Annotated in this window: 12 protein-coding genes and 1 tRNA gene; 4 read left to right on the forward strand and 9 right to left on the reverse strand. The window is 53.7% G+C overall.

The features are described from left to right. The first annotated feature begins 154 nt into the window (after positions 1–154). The gene (locus HCK03_RS00370) at positions 155–1,351 is read left to right on the forward strand and encodes a porin family protein (RefSeq protein WP_167691009.1); all 1,197 of its coding nucleotides are present in this window, start codon (positions 155–157) and stop codon (positions 1,349–1,351) included. Between the two features lie 100 nt (positions 1,352–1,451). On the opposite strand, the gene HCK03_RS00375 is transcribed toward HCK03_RS00370, so the two are convergent. Continuing rightward, entirely contained in the window at positions 1,452–2,477 is a 1,026-nt protein-coding gene (locus tag HCK03_RS00375) for a virulence RhuM family protein (protein ID WP_167691010.1), read from the reverse strand. A 126-nt stretch (positions 2,478–2,603) separates the two neighbouring features. Further along, positions 2,604–2,891: a SymE family type I addiction module toxin gene (locus tag HCK03_RS00380; protein ID WP_115191662.1), complete on the reverse strand. Its 288-nt coding sequence runs from the start codon at positions 2,889–2,891 to the stop codon at positions 2,604–2,606. A gap of 125 nt (positions 2,892–3,016) precedes the next feature. Here HCK03_RS00380 and HCK03_RS00385 point away from each other — a divergent pair, with 125 nt between their 5' ends. After that, positions 3,017–3,208, forward strand: coding sequence for a toxin-antitoxin system HicB family antitoxin (locus tag HCK03_RS00385; protein ID WP_041143265.1), 192 nt, complete (start codon positions 3,017–3,019; stop codon positions 3,206–3,208). A 556-nt stretch (positions 3,209–3,764) separates the two neighbouring features. Here HCK03_RS00385 and HCK03_RS00390 read toward each other — a convergent pair. Continuing rightward, entirely contained in the window at positions 3,765–5,000 is a 1,236-nt protein-coding gene (locus tag HCK03_RS00390; protein ID WP_206110930.1) for a hypothetical protein, read from the reverse strand. Positions 5,001–5,127: 127 nt separating this feature from the next. Then, a tRNA-Sec gene (locus HCK03_RS00395) sits at positions 5,128–5,222 on the reverse strand. A gap of 451 nt (positions 5,223–5,673) precedes the next feature. On the opposite strand from HCK03_RS00395, the gene HCK03_RS00400 reads away from it, so the two are divergent. Next, positions 5,674–6,411: a MurR/RpiR family transcriptional regulator gene (locus tag HCK03_RS00400; RefSeq protein WP_167691011.1), complete on the forward strand. Its 738-nt coding sequence runs from the start codon at positions 5,674–5,676 to the stop codon at positions 6,409–6,411. 87 nt (positions 6,412–6,498) lie between these two features. Here HCK03_RS00400 and HCK03_RS00405 read toward each other — a convergent pair whose 3' ends face one another. From HCK03_RS00405 to HCK03_RS00420, 4 genes are all read right to left on the reverse strand, one after another. Further along, positions 6,499–7,878, reverse strand: coding sequence for a family 4 glycosyl hydrolase (locus tag HCK03_RS00405; protein WP_041143256.1), 1,380 nt, complete (start codon positions 7,876–7,878; stop codon positions 6,499–6,501). A gap of 13 nt (positions 7,879–7,891) precedes the next feature. Next, positions 7,892–9,451, reverse strand: a complete 1,560-nt coding sequence (locus tag HCK03_RS00410; protein WP_041143255.1) for a PTS transporter subunit EIIC — start codon at positions 9,449–9,451, stop codon at positions 7,892–7,894. Positions 9,452–9,652: 201 nt separating this feature from the next. Continuing rightward, complete coding sequence (locus HCK03_RS00415; RefSeq protein WP_041143254.1) at positions 9,653–11,356, reverse strand: AsmA family protein; 1,704 nt, start codon at positions 11,354–11,356, stop codon at positions 9,653–9,655. A 156-nt stretch (positions 11,357–11,512) separates the two neighbouring features. Beyond that, a complete protein-coding gene (locus tag HCK03_RS00420) occupies positions 11,513–12,904 on the reverse strand; it encodes a nucleobase:cation symporter-2 family protein (protein WP_143717649.1) in 1,392 nt (463 codons plus the stop codon). Positions 12,905–13,190: 286 nt separating this feature from the next. Here HCK03_RS00420 and gltS point away from each other — a divergent pair, with 286 nt between their 5' ends. Then, positions 13,191–14,393: a sodium/glutamate symporter gene (gltS, locus tag HCK03_RS00425; RefSeq protein ID WP_115191666.1), complete on the forward strand. Its 1,203-nt coding sequence runs from the start codon at positions 13,191–13,193 to the stop codon at positions 14,391–14,393. A 109-nt stretch (positions 14,394–14,502) separates the two neighbouring features. Here gltS and glpK read toward each other — a convergent pair whose 3' ends face one another. Beyond that, positions 14,503–16,011, reverse strand: a complete 1,509-nt coding sequence (gene glpK, locus HCK03_RS00430; RefSeq protein WP_041143251.1) for a glycerol kinase GlpK — start codon at positions 16,009–16,011, stop codon at positions 14,503–14,505. Positions 16,012–16,021: the final 10 nt, after the last annotated feature.

A 16,021-nucleotide genomic window follows, 5' to 3' on the forward strand; every position in this document is an offset into this window, starting at 1 on the left:
CAAATAATAAACAGAGTTTCATATTTGAGACAAAAATATTCTCATCGCAATATTTAGCTGAACGTTTCACTGCTGAGACAAACTAATTAAAACGACGCTATTTAGCGACGGCGGTCTTCTGTTGCTTATTAAAATATAAAGTGAGGCATGTGCTATGCGTAAAATAACGATCGCGCTGCTGCTGGGCGCGTGTACCGGAGGCTTCGCGCAGGCGGAGCAAGCAAAGCCGTTTCCGCATATCGGCTGGCGCAGCGCCGATAATCTCGCCGGGGTGGATTTCGGCGGCGCCCTGCGGGCAAACTACCGCTATGAAGACTGGCAGGGCAGTAATTATCGCAATCCGCCGCATCTGCGTTTCGATACCTTTCGTATCGACAGCAGCGGGTTTTATAATAACTATTTCTTCGACGCCGGATTCTGGTTTCAGGATCACCATAAATATGCCGTCGACCGGGCCTATGTGGGATATCGTTTAAACGATAATAATAATATTACGCTCGGTATTCCGGGTAAACCCTTTGGCCTTGAACCCTATCCGCAATTCGGCTGGTCCTACGGCATTCCCTTTTATTTAGGCTTTGGCGTTAACGCCGGTAGCGGGGTGAACTATCAATATCACGATAAAAACTGGTCGCTGGATGTAGCTTATTTCCCGTGGATGGCGCCGGAAAACCTGCGCTACGCGCCGGAGGTGGGCGATTACAGCCGCCTGAAGAACACCTTCTACCCCAGCCAGCACCAGCAGCGTAACGAGAAGCGCGATCAGGTTAACGTCCGCATCGCCCGGGAGTTTCGCGGCGGAGGCTGGAGTAACGAGCTGGGCGGCTCGCTGGCGCTGGCGCGTCTGCACAATCGCGAAACGGACGATGACGGCACCTTCTGGGCGGCAGGCCTGCACGGAATGCTGCACAACGGACCGTGGCAGCTCACGTCGCAGGTGATTCGCTATCAGTACGATCCTAAGAACCCCGCGGGCGTCAGCGACGATACGATCCTGATGGGCGGCAACGGCCTGACGCCGGCCTATCTCATCCCGGCCAAGGGTACCACCGCGTCGCTAAACCTCGCCCGCGACGTTGATGTGAAGTGGGGAGCGGTATCAAAGCTGCGTTTCTATAACGACTACAGCGTGCTGTGGAAAGACAAAAGCGGCTGGCAGGATTCGCAGATGAATACCCTTGGGGTGCAGGTATTTGCCCTGCCGGTGATGCTGTGGGTCGACCTCAGCTGGGCGAAGAACGCCAATCCCTGGGGCGGCGCGCTGAACGCTACGGGCTGGACCAGCACCGAGTCCGAGGGCAGCGGCAAATGGTATTTCCGCACTAACGTCAATATTGGGTACTACTTCTGATGAGAAGCTGGGCAGGGAGGCCCTGCTGCGACGGTACGACCGGGAGGATTAGCGCCTCTTTGATCTACTCCAGGCTGTTTGTGGCGCGTTATTTTTCACCTTATTTTTCCCACTGCCGCAAAGCGGTAATATCTTTTTCTCCCTCGGCTTCTTTTAATCGTCGCCGCTGCTCGGCAAACTGACTATATTCGGCCTGTGCCTTTTCGTCGGCTATTTTCTTACCGATTGTACCGGAGCCCTGCAGAACTTCACGATCGTTAAATTGAAGAAACTGATCGAGTTTTTCCTGCCAGTCGTGCAGAAATACCTGTTGTCGACGGCGGGCCTGGTCTTCGGCAAAATCCAGCCACATATTCACGACCCGATTAAGCTCGCTGACTTCATTCTGATTAAGGTAGTTTTTTGCTACCGTGACATCACTTTTACGCACCTCTTCACCTTTATAGCTGGTCAAACCCATATGCGGTTTATTGGCGTCAGCGCGATTTTGGATGAGTTCGGCTGCTGTATAGCCCGTACAGGCGAAATGCAGCTTATTCTGGATGGTTTGAAAAAACTGCGTCGTTTCCTTCAGCGACGGCTGGTAGTCGGCAGCTAACGCAAAGATCTCCCGCACCCGTAAATAAACCCGGCGCTCGCTGGCCCGAATATCGCGGATACGTTCAAGCATCTCATCGAAATAATCAGGTACCGCGGATGGAGCAACGGGCGGATTCTTCAACCGCTCATCGTCCATAACAAAGCCTTTGATCAGATATTCCTGCAGCGTTTGGGTGGCCCATTGGCGGAACTGAACCCCGCGAGGCGAGCGGACGCGATAGCCAACGGCGAGTATTGCTTCGAGGTTATAGTGATCTATCTCTCTGGAAACCTGACGTTTTCCTTCCCGGCGAACTATCCGGAATTTCCGGATAGTTGAGTTTTGACCAAGCTCGCCATCAGAAAAAATGTTTATCAAATGCTCATTAATGGTCCGAACATCTTTATTGTACAACTCGGCCATTGATGCTTGAGATAACCAGATTGTATCCAACTCAAAGCGGCATTCAACACGCACTCTTCCATCACCGCTGGCAAACATAATGAACTCACCTGCCGGGGGTGAAGTTAAGCGTTCCTTTGTCATATAGCCTCCGGGTTAACCTGCTTTGAGTCGTAGAGTATGTCAGAAACAGACCATAAATTTCATTAGACAGGCGAATAACCCGGAGCATCTGGGAGCGAGTACCCAAAAAGTGAAAATTTTCAGGCGTCAGGCAAGATGGAGCGTACTTTTAACGCTTTTAAGCGAATGCTGAATTTTCTGTAATTCGGCTTTGAGCATCTCTTCTTTTTCACTGAGCGCCATCAGCACAATGCAGCCGTCCATTACCTTAACCGTGACCGGCTTCCCGGTATCGAATCCCGCTTCGCGCAGCCACTTGCCGGAAAGGGTAAGACTTGGTGTACTGGTATCGCGACCATTTGGCCGATAGCCAACCAGCAGCTGGCGCTCTGTTCCGTTAACGGTGATATCTGGGGTAGAATACGAATCAGCCATAATCAACTCCTTGATAGTTGGTGAGGTTAGACGCTCCGGCTGTGTTCCCGCACAACGGAGCGTTGTTAGCACAAGAGGCTTTAGGTGGCCTCCTATATGTCGAGATTAGCTAAATAGGTGGCCTCATGTCAACCATATCGCGCGAAAAAAAACCAAAAGGCGGTGGTCAGTCCCCGCAGTTCAAAATGCGTATAGATCCGGCATTGAAGGAACAGCTTGATGCCGTGGCGGCAGAAGAGGGAGTGAGTCTCGCCAGTTGGTTGAAGGAACTGGCGAGGGAAGCGTTGAAAGCTAGAGGGATCGAGCCTAATGGGTAGATATTTATTATGGAATCAACCATCATTAAATCCAATAATATGAAATTCTGCTCCTGAAGACTTGATTGCGTTATCCGAGCTAACTAGTAGTACATCTAGTTGTCTTTTGATATTGTTATTTTGTAATTGTGTATAGTAACTTTTAGTAGTGTGAGGTTGTATAACAATTACTCGTGTTTTTAGATTGTTAGGACTTGTATGTAATGATGATAGTTTTTTTATAAATTCACCGGATTGTATTAACGTGCTTTCGTGCCAACACATTTTATTCTGTGAGTTAGTAGCTCTATCAGTGAGGTCCTGTATGAGATTTTTGCGATTTGAATATCTTAAGTTTTTAACTGCTTGGCTTAAGACTATATCATGAGCGCCTACTGATACTCTTCTTTTAACACTGCTGCTATTGGCAGCCTTGATATGAATAAGTGATATTATCACTTTGCCATTGTGTTCATCAATGTGAATAAAGTCTGCTTTTTCGCCAGCGCCATCATCACAATATAGCCAACCAGTTGGTTTCTCTGTCGTATTAAATTTTTCTGCAGTATCCCAACGACTACTCCAACGATTTTTGCATTCCTATTTTAGATAAGTCGAGTGCTTCAGATGTTAATGGTTTCTCTTGACATATATTAAAATCTTCAAAGTCGGCCCAAATAAAACCATCGTATGTAACATCTTTATAGTCAGTCTTAAACATCCATGAGTTAACGACGGCGTGCCCTGACTCATACCAGCATTTAATTAATTCAGGGTATTTTAGTATTTTTGCATAATTATTAAGGATCTCTTTTTTTTGCGTCGTAATGTATTGTTTATCAACTTCAAAACTCACTTCATAATCTTTAATTAATACTTTTACATTGATATCTCCACAATGAATGTCTTCATAAAATACTTTAAGAGAAAAGGATGTGTTTAAGGTTGGAGATATTTCAACTTTATATTTGGTGGCGATTTTTCTAATTAACTCAGTTTTAGTTAAGCTCATTTCGTAAGGAACGAAATCAGGATCGATTACCGAAAAATCATATGCATCCTTTACACCGTTTAGTTCATTAATTGGGCTTGCTAGAATTCCAATTGGGGATGTATTATTTTGGTTGTTTGAGTTTAACGTATCTAATATTTCGATAACATTTTTTTCAAATGTAGCCCAATCCTTACATGGACCTTTCCATATAGAAGATTTAAAAGGATTTAGGCCTATAGTTTTATTGGTTTTTCCTATTTCTGTTCTTACAGCTGACATCATATATGATTGGTCTTCCAGAGGATCCAAAGATTCCGCAACGCTATTTCCACCTAAAACCTTAGAATCGGCTTTAAATGTATTTTTTCCATGTATACCAAGAAGCCAAAGCATCTTAATATTATCTTCATTAATGAATAAATGATTCAGATGAGAGATCTCAACAGGATGTAAATTAGGTAAATATGAACTTTTAAAGTATTCCCTGATTGAGTCTTTCATCCCTTTGTCTGAAAAATAAAATGAAACATAGGATCCCATTGTTACCGTCAGTACAACATGATTCTCAATGTCTTGTATATCACTCCTTTTTGTCCAACTCGGGGTTTTATTAATGCAGTAAGGTGTAATTAATAAAGACGCTTCGCTAATGAATTCTGATGAAGTAGGGAATTTTTGTATTCCATCGTCATTATTAATTACGGTTTCTATAATTTCAATAACCGCTTCATGTAAGACTTTAGCTGTGTATTTTGCTTTATTGAATCCAACTAAGATGGAGAAAAAAGGCGAAAGTTGCTCTTTTTTAATATCGTGCATAACGATCTCATTAATAATCTTGTTGTTGAGTTTAAATGATTATATGAAATGCACGGGAAATAAAGTGACTCTCGTCACAAGGATGAGTGATGAAGTGTTAATTGATAAAGCCAAAATAGCTAAATTTTGGCGGAAGATCACAGGAGTTGAACCTGCCCGGGACCGCTGGCGGCCCCAACTGGATTTGAAGTCCAGCCACCTCACCGGAGATGACGATCTTCCGCGCCTCGATTGCTACATGGAGGCGGGGCGCATTATAGCTACTTTCAGTCATTTACCACATACCTAAACGCACTTTTTTACTGTTAAAACTGGACTTTACAGAACACTCCTGGGCAAACCCTTTCAAAATCCGTGGCTTACACTTTTTTACATTCTCGCGCGTTAGCGCAATATCGTCTTCAAAGGGGTTGTCGCGTCGATTTGCCCGTCCAAAAAGCCCGCAAAGATGCGGTGAACGATGCCTTATCGTTCAGAAAAGCCTGAAGCGCGGTTTTCCTGGAAGGACGACGGCGGCGTTTTTGCTTCTGGCCGCAGCCGATACGGCAGCGATGAAAGGTTTTTTTATTCCATTTATTCTAAAAAAGTAATATCTGTTTCATTGCGGTGACTCACGCCACAGACAGTTTTGCCGTTCGGTGATAGCGTACTCTGCTGCTGAGAGGAGCCCGGAATGGATTTAGAAAACATCTTTCGTGACGTTAAGCTGAGCAAAACGGAAATGACCGTCCTGCGCTTTATTCAGCACGATCCTGAACGCTGCGTGCGGGAGGGGATCCGTGCCGTCGCCGAGCGCTGTTACAGCAATCCGTCTTCGCTGGTACGCCTGGCAAAGAAGCTCAAGTTCAGCGGCTGGCTGGAGCTGGTCTATTTTATTAAATTCAATATCACCATGCCTAAGCTCGACGTTACCAACGACATCGACTATATGAGCATTCTGCCGGCGGAGCGGGTCACCTCGCTGCTGGAAAGCCTGCAGCAGCACCGCATCCTGGTCCACGGCAGCGGCTTCTCGCAGCTGATTGCGCAATATATTTATAATAAGTTTCTGGTGACCGGCGTTAACGCCAGCCTCGCGCTGTGGCCGGATTATGAAATTCTCGAACAGAAAAACGCCGCTAAATTTGACTCGATCTGGATAATTTCTAAATCCGGGCGCAGCAGTTCGGCGCTAAATTGGGTGAAGGCGCTGGAGGGTAAAGAGATTAACCTGGTCTGCTTTACCGGCGACTATCAAAGCCCGCTGGCCCAGGCGGCGGATACCGCGTTTATTATTCACGACCCGCAGAAGTTTGATGACGATATTTACTGGAGCAACCCATTTTTTGGCTACTGCATATTGGGCTTTGAGCGCTTTCTGAAGATGTGGTTTATTCAGACCGCAAAAGGCAGGACGGGCGACGCCCTCTAGACGCGGCGCTAAAGTACTCCCGGGCTGCGGCGTTGAAGCGGCAGCCCGGGCAACTAACACCCCGCGAGCGAGGGAGACAGGCGAAGATTACCGCCAGTCGGCAAACAGCTTATCGTCGAGATAGGCGTTAGCCAGCTTCTGCGCCAGCGACCAGGAGCCGACCAGCGGGTGGGCCATCAGCGCCCGTATCGCCAGCGACTTATCCCGCTGCAGGATCGCCGCCACCGCCAGCCGTTCATACTCTTTGACGCTGGCGATCATGTTCTTCTGCGCCGTCGGCACGTGCGCCGGGGTGACCGGCTTCAGGCCGTCTTTGCTCAGATCGCAGCTAATCTCAATCACGTCATCCGGGCGCAGGAAGTCGAGGGTGTCGTTGTTGGATATCGACACCACGATACGCTTGGTGGTGGTGCTGTTGACCGCCTCCAGAATATCCAGCGCTACGCCCGCATAGCCGCCGGTATCCGGCTCTTCGATAAACTGCTGCAGGGTGAGCGGCTCGCGGGTATGGAACTTCTCCTGCCGCGACTCATTCTGCATATAGCTGTTTTCCCGGCGCAGGTAGTGCTTCATCCATATATTGAACGCCGCCTCCGGATTGGCCTGTACATCAACGGTATGCAGCTCATCGCGCATATCGCGGTTGATGCGGGCGATCTGCTCCCCGCGGGTTTCGGGCGCTTCCTGAATCGCTTTTAACGCCACCTCGCGGTAGTAGTAATAGTAGAGATATTCGTTCAGCAGCTGCTTGTCGCACAGTTCTACCAGCTCGGGCGAGAAATACTGCATCGCCGTTTTACGATAGAGGTCCGGGCTGGCGATCAGGCGTTCGGTCACGTCCTCGCCGCGCACCGTGAAGTGGGTAAACCACGAGAAGTGGTTCAGGCCGTAGCACTCGACGCCAAGGTCACGCTCGTCGCAGCCGAGGATCTCCGGCAGCTCGCGAATCAGCTCCGACGGCGCATCGCAGATACCGTACACCCGGCGCTTAAAGCCGGACTTGATAATCGCCTCGGTCACCAGACCCGACGGATTGGTGAAGTTAAACAGGATCGCGTCCTCGGCGGCGTGCTCTTCGATCAGCCGGCAGTAGTCCAGAATCGCCGGTATTGAGCGCATCGCCATCGCAAAGCCGCCGGCGCCGGTGGTCTCCTGGCCTAAGGTATTATGCTCAAGCGCAATGCGCTCGTCGCGAATACGGCTTTCGTCGCCGCCGACCCGCAGGGTAGTAATGACGTAGTTGGTATGAGTCAGCGCCGCGACCGGGTCGCGGGTAATACTGAAATCAATATCCGGGCGGATAGCCTGGAAGACGTAGCGGGCGATTTCCCCGAAGACGGCCAGGTTATCAGCGGAGCTGTCGAGAAATACCACTTCCGTTAAACCAATGCGGTGCGCGTTATAAGCCAGTGATTTTGCCAGGAACGCGGAGCGAACGCCGCCCCCGCCTAATACGGTTAATTTCATAAATAACTCCTGATTAATTTTCTGCGAGCCAGCTATCAACCCGAGAACGAACCTGTCCCACCTTGACGCCATAAATAACCTGTACTTCATTTCTGTTGCGCACGACGCCATTGGCACCGGTGCTTTTTAATATATCGTCGTCAACCAGATCCATATTTTTAATCGCCACCCGCAGGCGGGTGAAGCAGTTATCAACGGAAATAATATTATCCTTACCGCCCAGGCCATTAATAATTTCATCGGTGACCGCCGACTTATCGTTCATCTTTTTACGATAGTCCGCTTTGCTATATAGCTTCACATTTTCGTCGTCTTCGCGGCCCGGGGTTTTTAAATTCAGTTTTACTACCAGGGTGCGGAAAATAACGTAGTAGACGGCAAACTGCCCGATGCCGATCAGCACGTAGCCGGGCCAGCGGGTGAGGGAAACCGGCAGCGGCAGGTTATAAATCAGGAATTCGATCAGCCCGGATGCGCCCCACGGACGAACGGTAAAGATGTCGCAAATGGCCTGCGAGGCGGCGGTTAACGTGGCGTGGATCACCCACAGCAGGGGTGAAACAAACAGGAAGGTGAACTCAATGGGCTCGGTAATCCCGGTCAGCATGGAGGTGATAATGGCGGGCAGCAGAATCGCCTTGGCCAGCATTTTCTTCTCAGGCTTCGCGGTGTGGTAAAACGCCAGCGAGGCGCCGGCCAGGCCGAAGATCGTGGTCATCCCCTGCTGGGAGAAGCGCAGGGCGTCGTTCATCACCGGGGTGAGGTCCGGATGGCGCATGTAGGCGAGGAAAATGGCCTGAGTACCGGAAACGACCTGGCCGTCAACGTTCAGCGTGCCGCCGATCTGCGTTAGCTGGAACGGCGACCACACGAAATGGTGCAGGCCGGTGGGGATGAGGAATTTTTCAAAGAAACCGTAGACGAAGACGCCCGCGACGCCGGCATTTTTCATAAACCCGGTTAACGCCGCGATACCGTGGGTCATAAACGGCCAGATCCAGGTGAAGGCGATAGCGTAGAAGATGATGACGGGCGTCATGGCCACCAGGGTCAGCTTCGCACCGCCGTACATCGACAGCGCGCCGGGTAGCTCAATGGTGGAGACTTTATTATGTACCCAGGCGATGGTGCAGCCGAGAATAATACCGAGGAACACCCCCATATCGACCACCACAAACCCTAAGATCTGCGTCTGACCGGTGCCGTAATATTCGCCGTTAATTTTTTCGGCAATGCCGTGAGTATGCTCCAGCCACGAATGGTTGGCGCCCAGAAACATGATAAAACACATGACCGAAACCAGCGCCACTTCCGTTTTTTTATCTTTTGCCAGACCGTAGCTAATACCGACGCAAAAGAGTAAACCGAGATTGCCGAATAATGGCCAGAAGGTATCGCCGAGCAGCTGCCCAAGCTGGTGTAAAAAACTGGTTTCAGAAATTAAGGTTGGGTTGGTTAATACAGAACTGAGTGCCAGAATTAAACCGATGACCGGCAAGAACAATACTGCACCGATCATCGCTCTGGAGAATTTCTGCATATTCTCCAGAGCATGTTGACGTATTGCGGACATAGTTGTTCCTTTTATTTTTGTAGGTACAGGGACTTTAATTATTTTTTTGACTTCCAGTGTTTTGGTTATAGCAATTCTGCTATTTGAAAGGAACAGGTTGCGGGAAATAGGTACAAACAGCCGCAAAATGGCAACAGGTTTCGGGGGAGGGAAATATCGTGGGCCTTCTCCCCGCAGGGAGAAGGCTGGAGGACGAGGAAATTAGGGCGCGACAGGCGCGGGCTGGGCGCCGCTCACCTCACCGCTGCGCATCACCTGCGCAACCTGCTGTTTTTCCATATTGGTTGCGCTGAGCTGACCGTTCACCGTCGGCCTGAGCGGCGCGTCGGCCAGCACGCTGCCGCTGGCGGTTAGCTGGAAATTACCGTCACCGGTAACCGGCAGCGCGGGCCAGCCCCACGCCTGCAGGACGCTTAGCGGTACGCCGCGCCCGTTCAGGCTGAGGTTAACCTGGCGCTGGGGCAGCTGCGACACCGCGGCGGTAGCCTGTAAAATACCGCGCTCGGTAAAGGCGCTAAGCTCGTTGATATTGACCGTTGAGGCGTTGGCGCTGAGCTTGAGCGACGGGCGCCGGACGTCAACGCGGTTAAAGGTGGCGGCAGCGGCGTTGAGCGTCGCGCTGCCGTTCCATACGCCCCAGCGCCGATCCTTCACCAGCTGCAGCTCGCCGCCGTAGCCGTCGAGGGCGGTGACCTGCCACGGGAACTGCGGGTCGATATCGATAACCAGGTTGCGGCTGGCGCCAAATTTCTTCAGCGTCAGGCTCTGTAACCACGTTGGCAGCGGCTCCATCCACAGCTGTTTCCAGTTTTCCGGCAGGGTATATTCCAGCCCGGCAAAAGCGGCGTCATCCAGCACCAGCGCCTTGCCGTCGCGCAGCCAGCGGCCGGAGGTGCGCACCATCCCACCTTCCCAGCGCGAGGTAAACTGACGCAGGGCGATACCCTGCGGCGAGAACTCGGCATTCAGGATAGGATCGAGGAAGTGCAGCGAGCCGTTAATGAATTCGCTGGCGTTCATCGACAGGGTTCCGTCCTCGCTCTGCCAGTCGCCGTGGCTCAGGGTCAGGTTGCGCAGGCTGAGGTCGAGACCGGTGACCGCCCAGTCGGTGCCCTGCAGGCTGGCATCGGTCACATCGAGGCGGCCAATCTGTAGCGAAGGGACGGTGGTCAGCGGGGTGAAGAAGTCAGCCAGCGCCTTATCGCTCTGCAGGCGGGTTTCATTCAGCTGCAGGTTATCGACCAGCCAGCTGCCGTCGGCGCTGCGTTTGGCGTTGCCGGTGAGCGTTCCGCGAGCGATATCGGCCCCAAGGGTGGAGAGCGTGACTTCGCCATTATCGATAGCGCCCTGAATCAGGACGTTGCTGGCCTCAACCCCGTTAAGCGTCAGCGAGCCCGCACTCATCTGAATCTGCGTTTTTTTCCCCAGCACGTTGCCCGCTTCCGGCGCCCACGGGCTGACGCCGCCGGTTACCCGCTGCGCGCTCAGGTCCCAGCCGGTCTCCGGGCTGTTAAACGCCATATTGCGCAGCTGCAGGCGGTCGGCGGCAAAAGGCAGAGAGGCGGAAGAGGGGGAGAGGTTTAACGTTCCGTCGCTGAGCACAATCTCATCGGCATGCAGCGGATCGCTGAACTGGCGGGTGCTGAAGCCGATATCCACCGTTTTGGCAACCAGCGTCGGCGGCTTGCCGTCGCGACCGAACGTCACGTTCTGCAGCTGCAGGTGGAGAGGCGAAGAGAAGTCGTGATCCATCGCATCGAAGGAGACCTGCCAGCCGGTGCCGTCGCTCAGCCAGGCGCTGGCCTGACGCGAGCCCCAGTGAGTCTGTAGCAGGAACCAGGCGGCTACGATGACGACCAGTAGAGCGGTCAGCAGCCAGAGAATCAACTTTCCAGGAAATTTCATGGTCTTACATCCTGAGCGAGGCACATAAGGCTGTTATGCCCGAATTATGCGCAATCCTCAAGACAGGAATTGTGTAATCAGATGATGTGAGGGCGCTAAGGGGGGAAGACTTCGGGCTGCCCCGGCCGCCGTGCGCGACCGGGGAGCACGGTGGGATCAGTTTTTCTCTGGCGGGAAGACCAGGTTCAGCACAATCGCCGTAATACCGCCGGCGGCGATACCGGAGGAGAGCAGGTTCTTCAGCCAGTCCGGGGCGAACTGCAGGATCAGCGGCTGCTGGGAGACGCCGAGACCGACCGCCAGCGACAGGGCGATAATCAGGATCGCCCGGCGGTTCAGCGGCTCGCGGGAGACGATACGCACGCCGGATGCGGCGATGGTGCCGAACATCACCAGCGTTGCGCCGCCGAGCACCGGCTCAGGGATATGCTGCACAAAGCCGCTCACCGCCGGGAACAGCCCGAGTACGATAAGCATCAGCGCTACCACAAAACCGACGTAGCGGCTGGCCACGCCGGTGAGCTGGATCACGCCATTATTCTGACCGAAGCAGGAGTTCGGGAAGGTATTAAATACCGCGGAGACAAACGAGTTCAGGCCGTTGGCCAGCACGCCGCCCTTCAGACGCTTCATGTACAGCGGGCCAGAAACCGGCTGCTCGGAGACGTCGGAAGTGGCGGTGATATCGCCGATAGTTTCCAGCGAGGTGATCATAAACACCAGCATCAGCGGCAGCAGCAGGTTCCAGTCGATCCCCAGGCCGTAATAGAGCGGGGTGGGCACCATAATCAGGCTGCTGTCGGCTGGCGCGGTGTTGGCAGGGAGCATATCGAGCAGCCATGCCGCCAGGTAGCCGGCCGCCATCGCGATAACCAGCGAAGCGATGCGCAGGTACGGGTTGCGCTGGCGGTTAAGAATAATGATCAACCCCAGCACGATACCCGCCAGCAGCAGGTTTTTTGGCGCGCCGAAGGTGTGGTCGGCCATCGCCGAGTAGCCGCCGCCGATGGAGGTCAGGCCGACCTGAATCAGCGACAGGCCGATAATCATCACCACCACGCCGGAGACCAGTGGGGTAATGACGCGTCGTGCAAGGTGCAGGACGCGGGAGAGAACCATTTCCGTGCAGCTGGCCAGCATCAGGGTGCCGAACAGCGCGGCCATCATCGTCGGCACGTCGGCGCCGCCGGTTTTTAGCGCGGTACCGCCCATAATCAGCGGGGCGACGAAGTTAAAGCTGGTGCCCTGGATGGAGAGCAGCCCGGAGCCTACCGGTCCCCAGGCCTTAATCTGAATAATGGATGCCACACCGGAAGCGAACAGCGACATGCTGATGATGTGCTGCGTATCCTGGGCGGGAAGACCCAGAGCCTGACAAATTAATAGCGCCGGCGTGATCACCGCAACAAACATCGCCAGCAGGTGCTGGAAGGCGGCGAACAGCGTTTGTGGAAGCGGGGGGCGGTCTTCGAGGCGGTAGATTAATTCGCTGGTTTGTTTATGCGCAACCGTTTGCGCATTTTCGGGCTCGGCGGTATTCACGGACATCACAAGCAATCCCAAGGTGGCAAAGCGGGAATTTTATCGGACTGTAGTGCAAAAGCAAACGTTTGCCAGTGTTTGAGACAAAATATTTCCGCCGCAAACATGGGGGGATAAGTCATTAACATTTTGTATGCTAAATCGCATCATCAGCAATACAAAATATGTTTCCCTGTTTTTTTATGCCAGTTTCTGCTTAAAATCCGTCCCTGATTACTCATGATGAGAAACAATCGACACCGGGAATATCGTCGCGTGTGAATGGATCATGCGCCTTTAAGGAGCTCTTTTTATGTTTCATCTCGATACCTTATCGACGCTCGTTGCCGCCACGCTGGTGCTGCTGCTGGGCAGAAAGCTCGTCCACACCGTCCCCTTCCTGAAAAAATATACTATCCCTGAGCCCGTTGCCGGCGGCCTGCTGGTGGCGCTTGCGCTGCTGGTGCTGAAAAAAAGCATGGGCTGGGAAATTGATTTCGATATGAGCCTGAAAGACCCGCTGATGCTGGCCTTTTTTGCGACCATTGGCCTGAATGCCAATCTCGCCAGCCTGCGGGCGGGCGGTAAAGTTGTGGGGACGTTCCTGATCGTGGTGGTGGGGCTGCTGCTGCTGCAAAATGCCCTCGGCATCGGGATGGCAAGGCTGCTGGGCCTCGACCCGCTGATGGGCCTGCTGGCCGGCTCCATCACGCTCTCCGGCGGCCACGGGACCGGCGCGGCGTGGAGCAAGCTGTTTGTCGAACGCTACGGTTTTGCCAACGCCACCGAAGTGGCGATGGCGTGCGCAACCTTCGGCCTGGTGCTCGGTGGGCTAATTGGCGGCCCGGTGGCGCGCTACCTGGTCAAGCACTCCTCGTCCCCGGAGGGTTCGCCGGACGATCAGGTAACACCCACCGCTTTTGAAAAGCCGGATGTTGGGCGGGTGATCACCTCGCTGGTGCTGATTGAAAGCATTGCCCTGATCGCAATCTGTCTCACGGTCGGGCGGGTGGTTGCGCAACTGCTGGCGGGGAGCGTGTTTGAGCTGCCAACCTTCGTGTGCGTCCTGTTTATCGGCGTGATCCTCAGCAACGGCCTGGCGCTGCTGGGCTTTTATCGCGTGTTTGAGCGCGCGGTATCGGTGCTGGGCAACGTTAGCCTGTCGCTGTTCCTCGCGATGGCGCTGATGAGCCTGAAGCTGTGGGAGCTGGCATCGCTGGCGCTGCCGATGCTGGCTATCCTGGTGGTACAGGCGGTGGCGATGGCGCTGTATGCGGTTTTCGTGACCTATCGAATGATGGGGAAAAACTATGATGCCGCGGTGCTGGCTGCGGGCCACTGCGGGTTTGGGCTCGGCGCGACGCCAACGGCGATTGCCAATATGCAGGCGATTACCGACCGCTTTGGGCCGTCGCATACGGCCTTCCTGGTGGTGCCGATGGTCGGCGCATTCTTTATTGATATTGTGAATGCGTTAGTGATTAAGCTGTATCTGCTGTTGCCGATTTTTGGTTAAAAAAAAGCCCGGAGGCGCTGCTGTGCGCGCGTCCGGGCGTTTAAACTTGCTGTTTGCATAAGCCGCATCCCCGGTCAGCGCCGCGCCGCCGGGGAGTTCGCTGGCGGGATTACTCTTCGTGCTCTTCCCACGCCAGGGCGCGTTTCACCGCTTTTTTCCAGCCGCTGTAGCGGAAGTTACGTTCGGTGGTTTCGATCCCCGGGCGGAACTCACGCTCGATCACCGCTTTCTCCTGCAGCTCGTCCAGGTTTTGCCAGAAGCCAACCGCCAGACCGGCCAGATAAGCCGCCCCCAGCGCCGTCACTTCACGAACTTCCGGGCGCTCTACGCGAGTGCCGAGAATATCGGACTGGAACTGCATCAGGAAGTTGTTGGCGACCGCGCCGCCGTCGACGCGCAGCGCGTGCAGACGGATACCGGAGTCAGCCTGCATCGCTTCCAGCACGTCGCGGGTCTGATAGGCGATAGACTCCAGGGTGGCGCGGATGATGTGGTTGGCATTGACCCCACGGGTCAGGCCAAAGATCGCGCCGCGAGCGTACGGGTCCCAGTACGGTGCGCCGAGGCCGGTAAACGCCGGGACCACGTACACGCCGTTGGTATCCTTCACCTTGGTGGCGAAATATTCAGAATCCAGCGCGTCGTTGATAAGCTTCATCTCGTCGCGCAGCCACTGAATAGAGGCGCCGGCCATAAATACCGCGCCCTCCAGGGCATAGTTAACTTCTCCGCGCGGGCCGCAGGCGATGGTGGTCAGCAGGCCGTGGGTAGAGGCCACCGCCTTCTCACCGGTATTCATCAGCATAAAGCAGCCGGTGCCGTAGGTGTTTTTCGCCATCCCCTCTTTGACGCACAGCTGGCCGAACAGCGCCGCCTGCTGGTCGCCCGCGATACCCGCGATAGGAATACGCGTGCCGCCTTTACCGCCGATGTTGGTCTGGCCGTATATCTCGGAGGACTTACGCACTTCCGGCAGCATGGCGCGCGGAATATCCAGCGCGTCGAGCATTTTGTCGTCCCAGTCCAGCTCATGGATGTTGAACAGCATGGTACGCGAGGCGTTGGTGTAGTCGGTGACGTGCACGCGTCCCTGGGTCATTTTCCACACCAGCCAGGTGTCCACGGTGCCAAACAGCAGCTCGCCGCGCTTAGCGCGTTCGCGCGCGCCCTCAACGTGATCGAGGATCCACTTCACTTTGGTGCCGGAGAAGTACGGGTCAACAACCAGGCCGGTGGCCTTACGGATGTACTCTTCCATGCCGTCACGCTTGAGCTGCTCGCAGATCTCGGCGGTACGGCGGCACTGCCAGACGATGGCGTTATAAATCGGCTTGCCGGTTTCACGTTCCCAGACGATGGCGGTTTCACGCTGGTTGGTGATGCCGATACCGGCGATCTCGTCGGAGCTGATATCCGCTTTCGCCAGCACTTCAACCAGCGTGGAGCTTTGCGAGGCCCAAATCTCCATCGGGTCGTGTTCAACCCAGCCTGGCTTAGGATAAATTTGTTCAAATTCACGCTGAGAAACGCTGACGATATTGGCATTGTGATCCATCACTACGGCCCGGGAGCTGGTGGTGCCCTGGTCGAGCGCAACGATATATTTTTTGTCGGTCATAGTATGAGTC

Source organism: Klebsiella terrigena (assembly GCF_012029655.1).
GTDB classification, from domain to species: domain Bacteria; phylum Pseudomonadota; class Gammaproteobacteria; order Enterobacterales; family Enterobacteriaceae; genus Klebsiella; species Klebsiella terrigena.

Bases quoted from the DNA above. Each gene is read 5' to 3' on its own strand.
- HCK03_RS00370 (WP_167691009.1), top strand. From the start codon at position 155: ATGCGTAAAATAACGATCGCGCTGCTGCTGGGCGCGTGTACCGGAGGC.
- HCK03_RS00375 (WP_167691010.1), bottom strand. From the start codon at position 2,477: ATGACAAAGGAACGCTTAACTTCACCCCCGGCAGGTGAGTTCATTATG.
- HCK03_RS00380 (WP_115191662.1), bottom strand. From the start codon at position 2,891: ATGGCTGATTCGTATTCTACCCCAGATATCACCGTTAACGGAACAGAG.
- HCK03_RS00385 (WP_041143265.1), top strand. From the start codon at position 3,017: ATGTCAACCATATCGCGCGAAAAAAAACCAAAAGGCGGTGGTCAGTCC.
- HCK03_RS00390 (WP_206110930.1), bottom strand. From the start codon at position 5,000: ATGCACGATATTAAAAAAGAGCAACTTTCGCCTTTTTTCTCCATCTTA.
- HCK03_RS00400 (WP_167691011.1), top strand. From the start codon at position 5,674: ATGGATTTAGAAAACATCTTTCGTGACGTTAAGCTGAGCAAAACGGAA.
- HCK03_RS00405 (WP_041143256.1), bottom strand. From the start codon at position 7,878: ATGAAATTAACCGTATTAGGCGGGGGCGGCGTTCGCTCCGCGTTCCTG.
- HCK03_RS00410 (WP_041143255.1), bottom strand. From the start codon at position 9,451: ATGTCCGCAATACGTCAACATGCTCTGGAGAATATGCAGAAATTCTCC.
- HCK03_RS00415 (WP_041143254.1), bottom strand. From the start codon at position 11,356: ATGAAATTTCCTGGAAAGTTGATTCTCTGGCTGCTGACCGCTCTACTG.
- HCK03_RS00420 (WP_143717649.1), bottom strand. From the start codon at position 12,904: ATGTCCGTGAATACCGCCGAGCCCGAAAATGCGCAAACGGTTGCGCAT.
- gltS (WP_115191666.1), top strand. From the start codon at position 13,191: ATGTTTCATCTCGATACCTTATCGACGCTCGTTGCCGCCACGCTGGTG.
- glpK (WP_041143251.1), bottom strand. From the start codon at position 16,011: ATGACCGACAAAAAATATATCGTTGCGCTCGACCAGGGCACCACCAGC.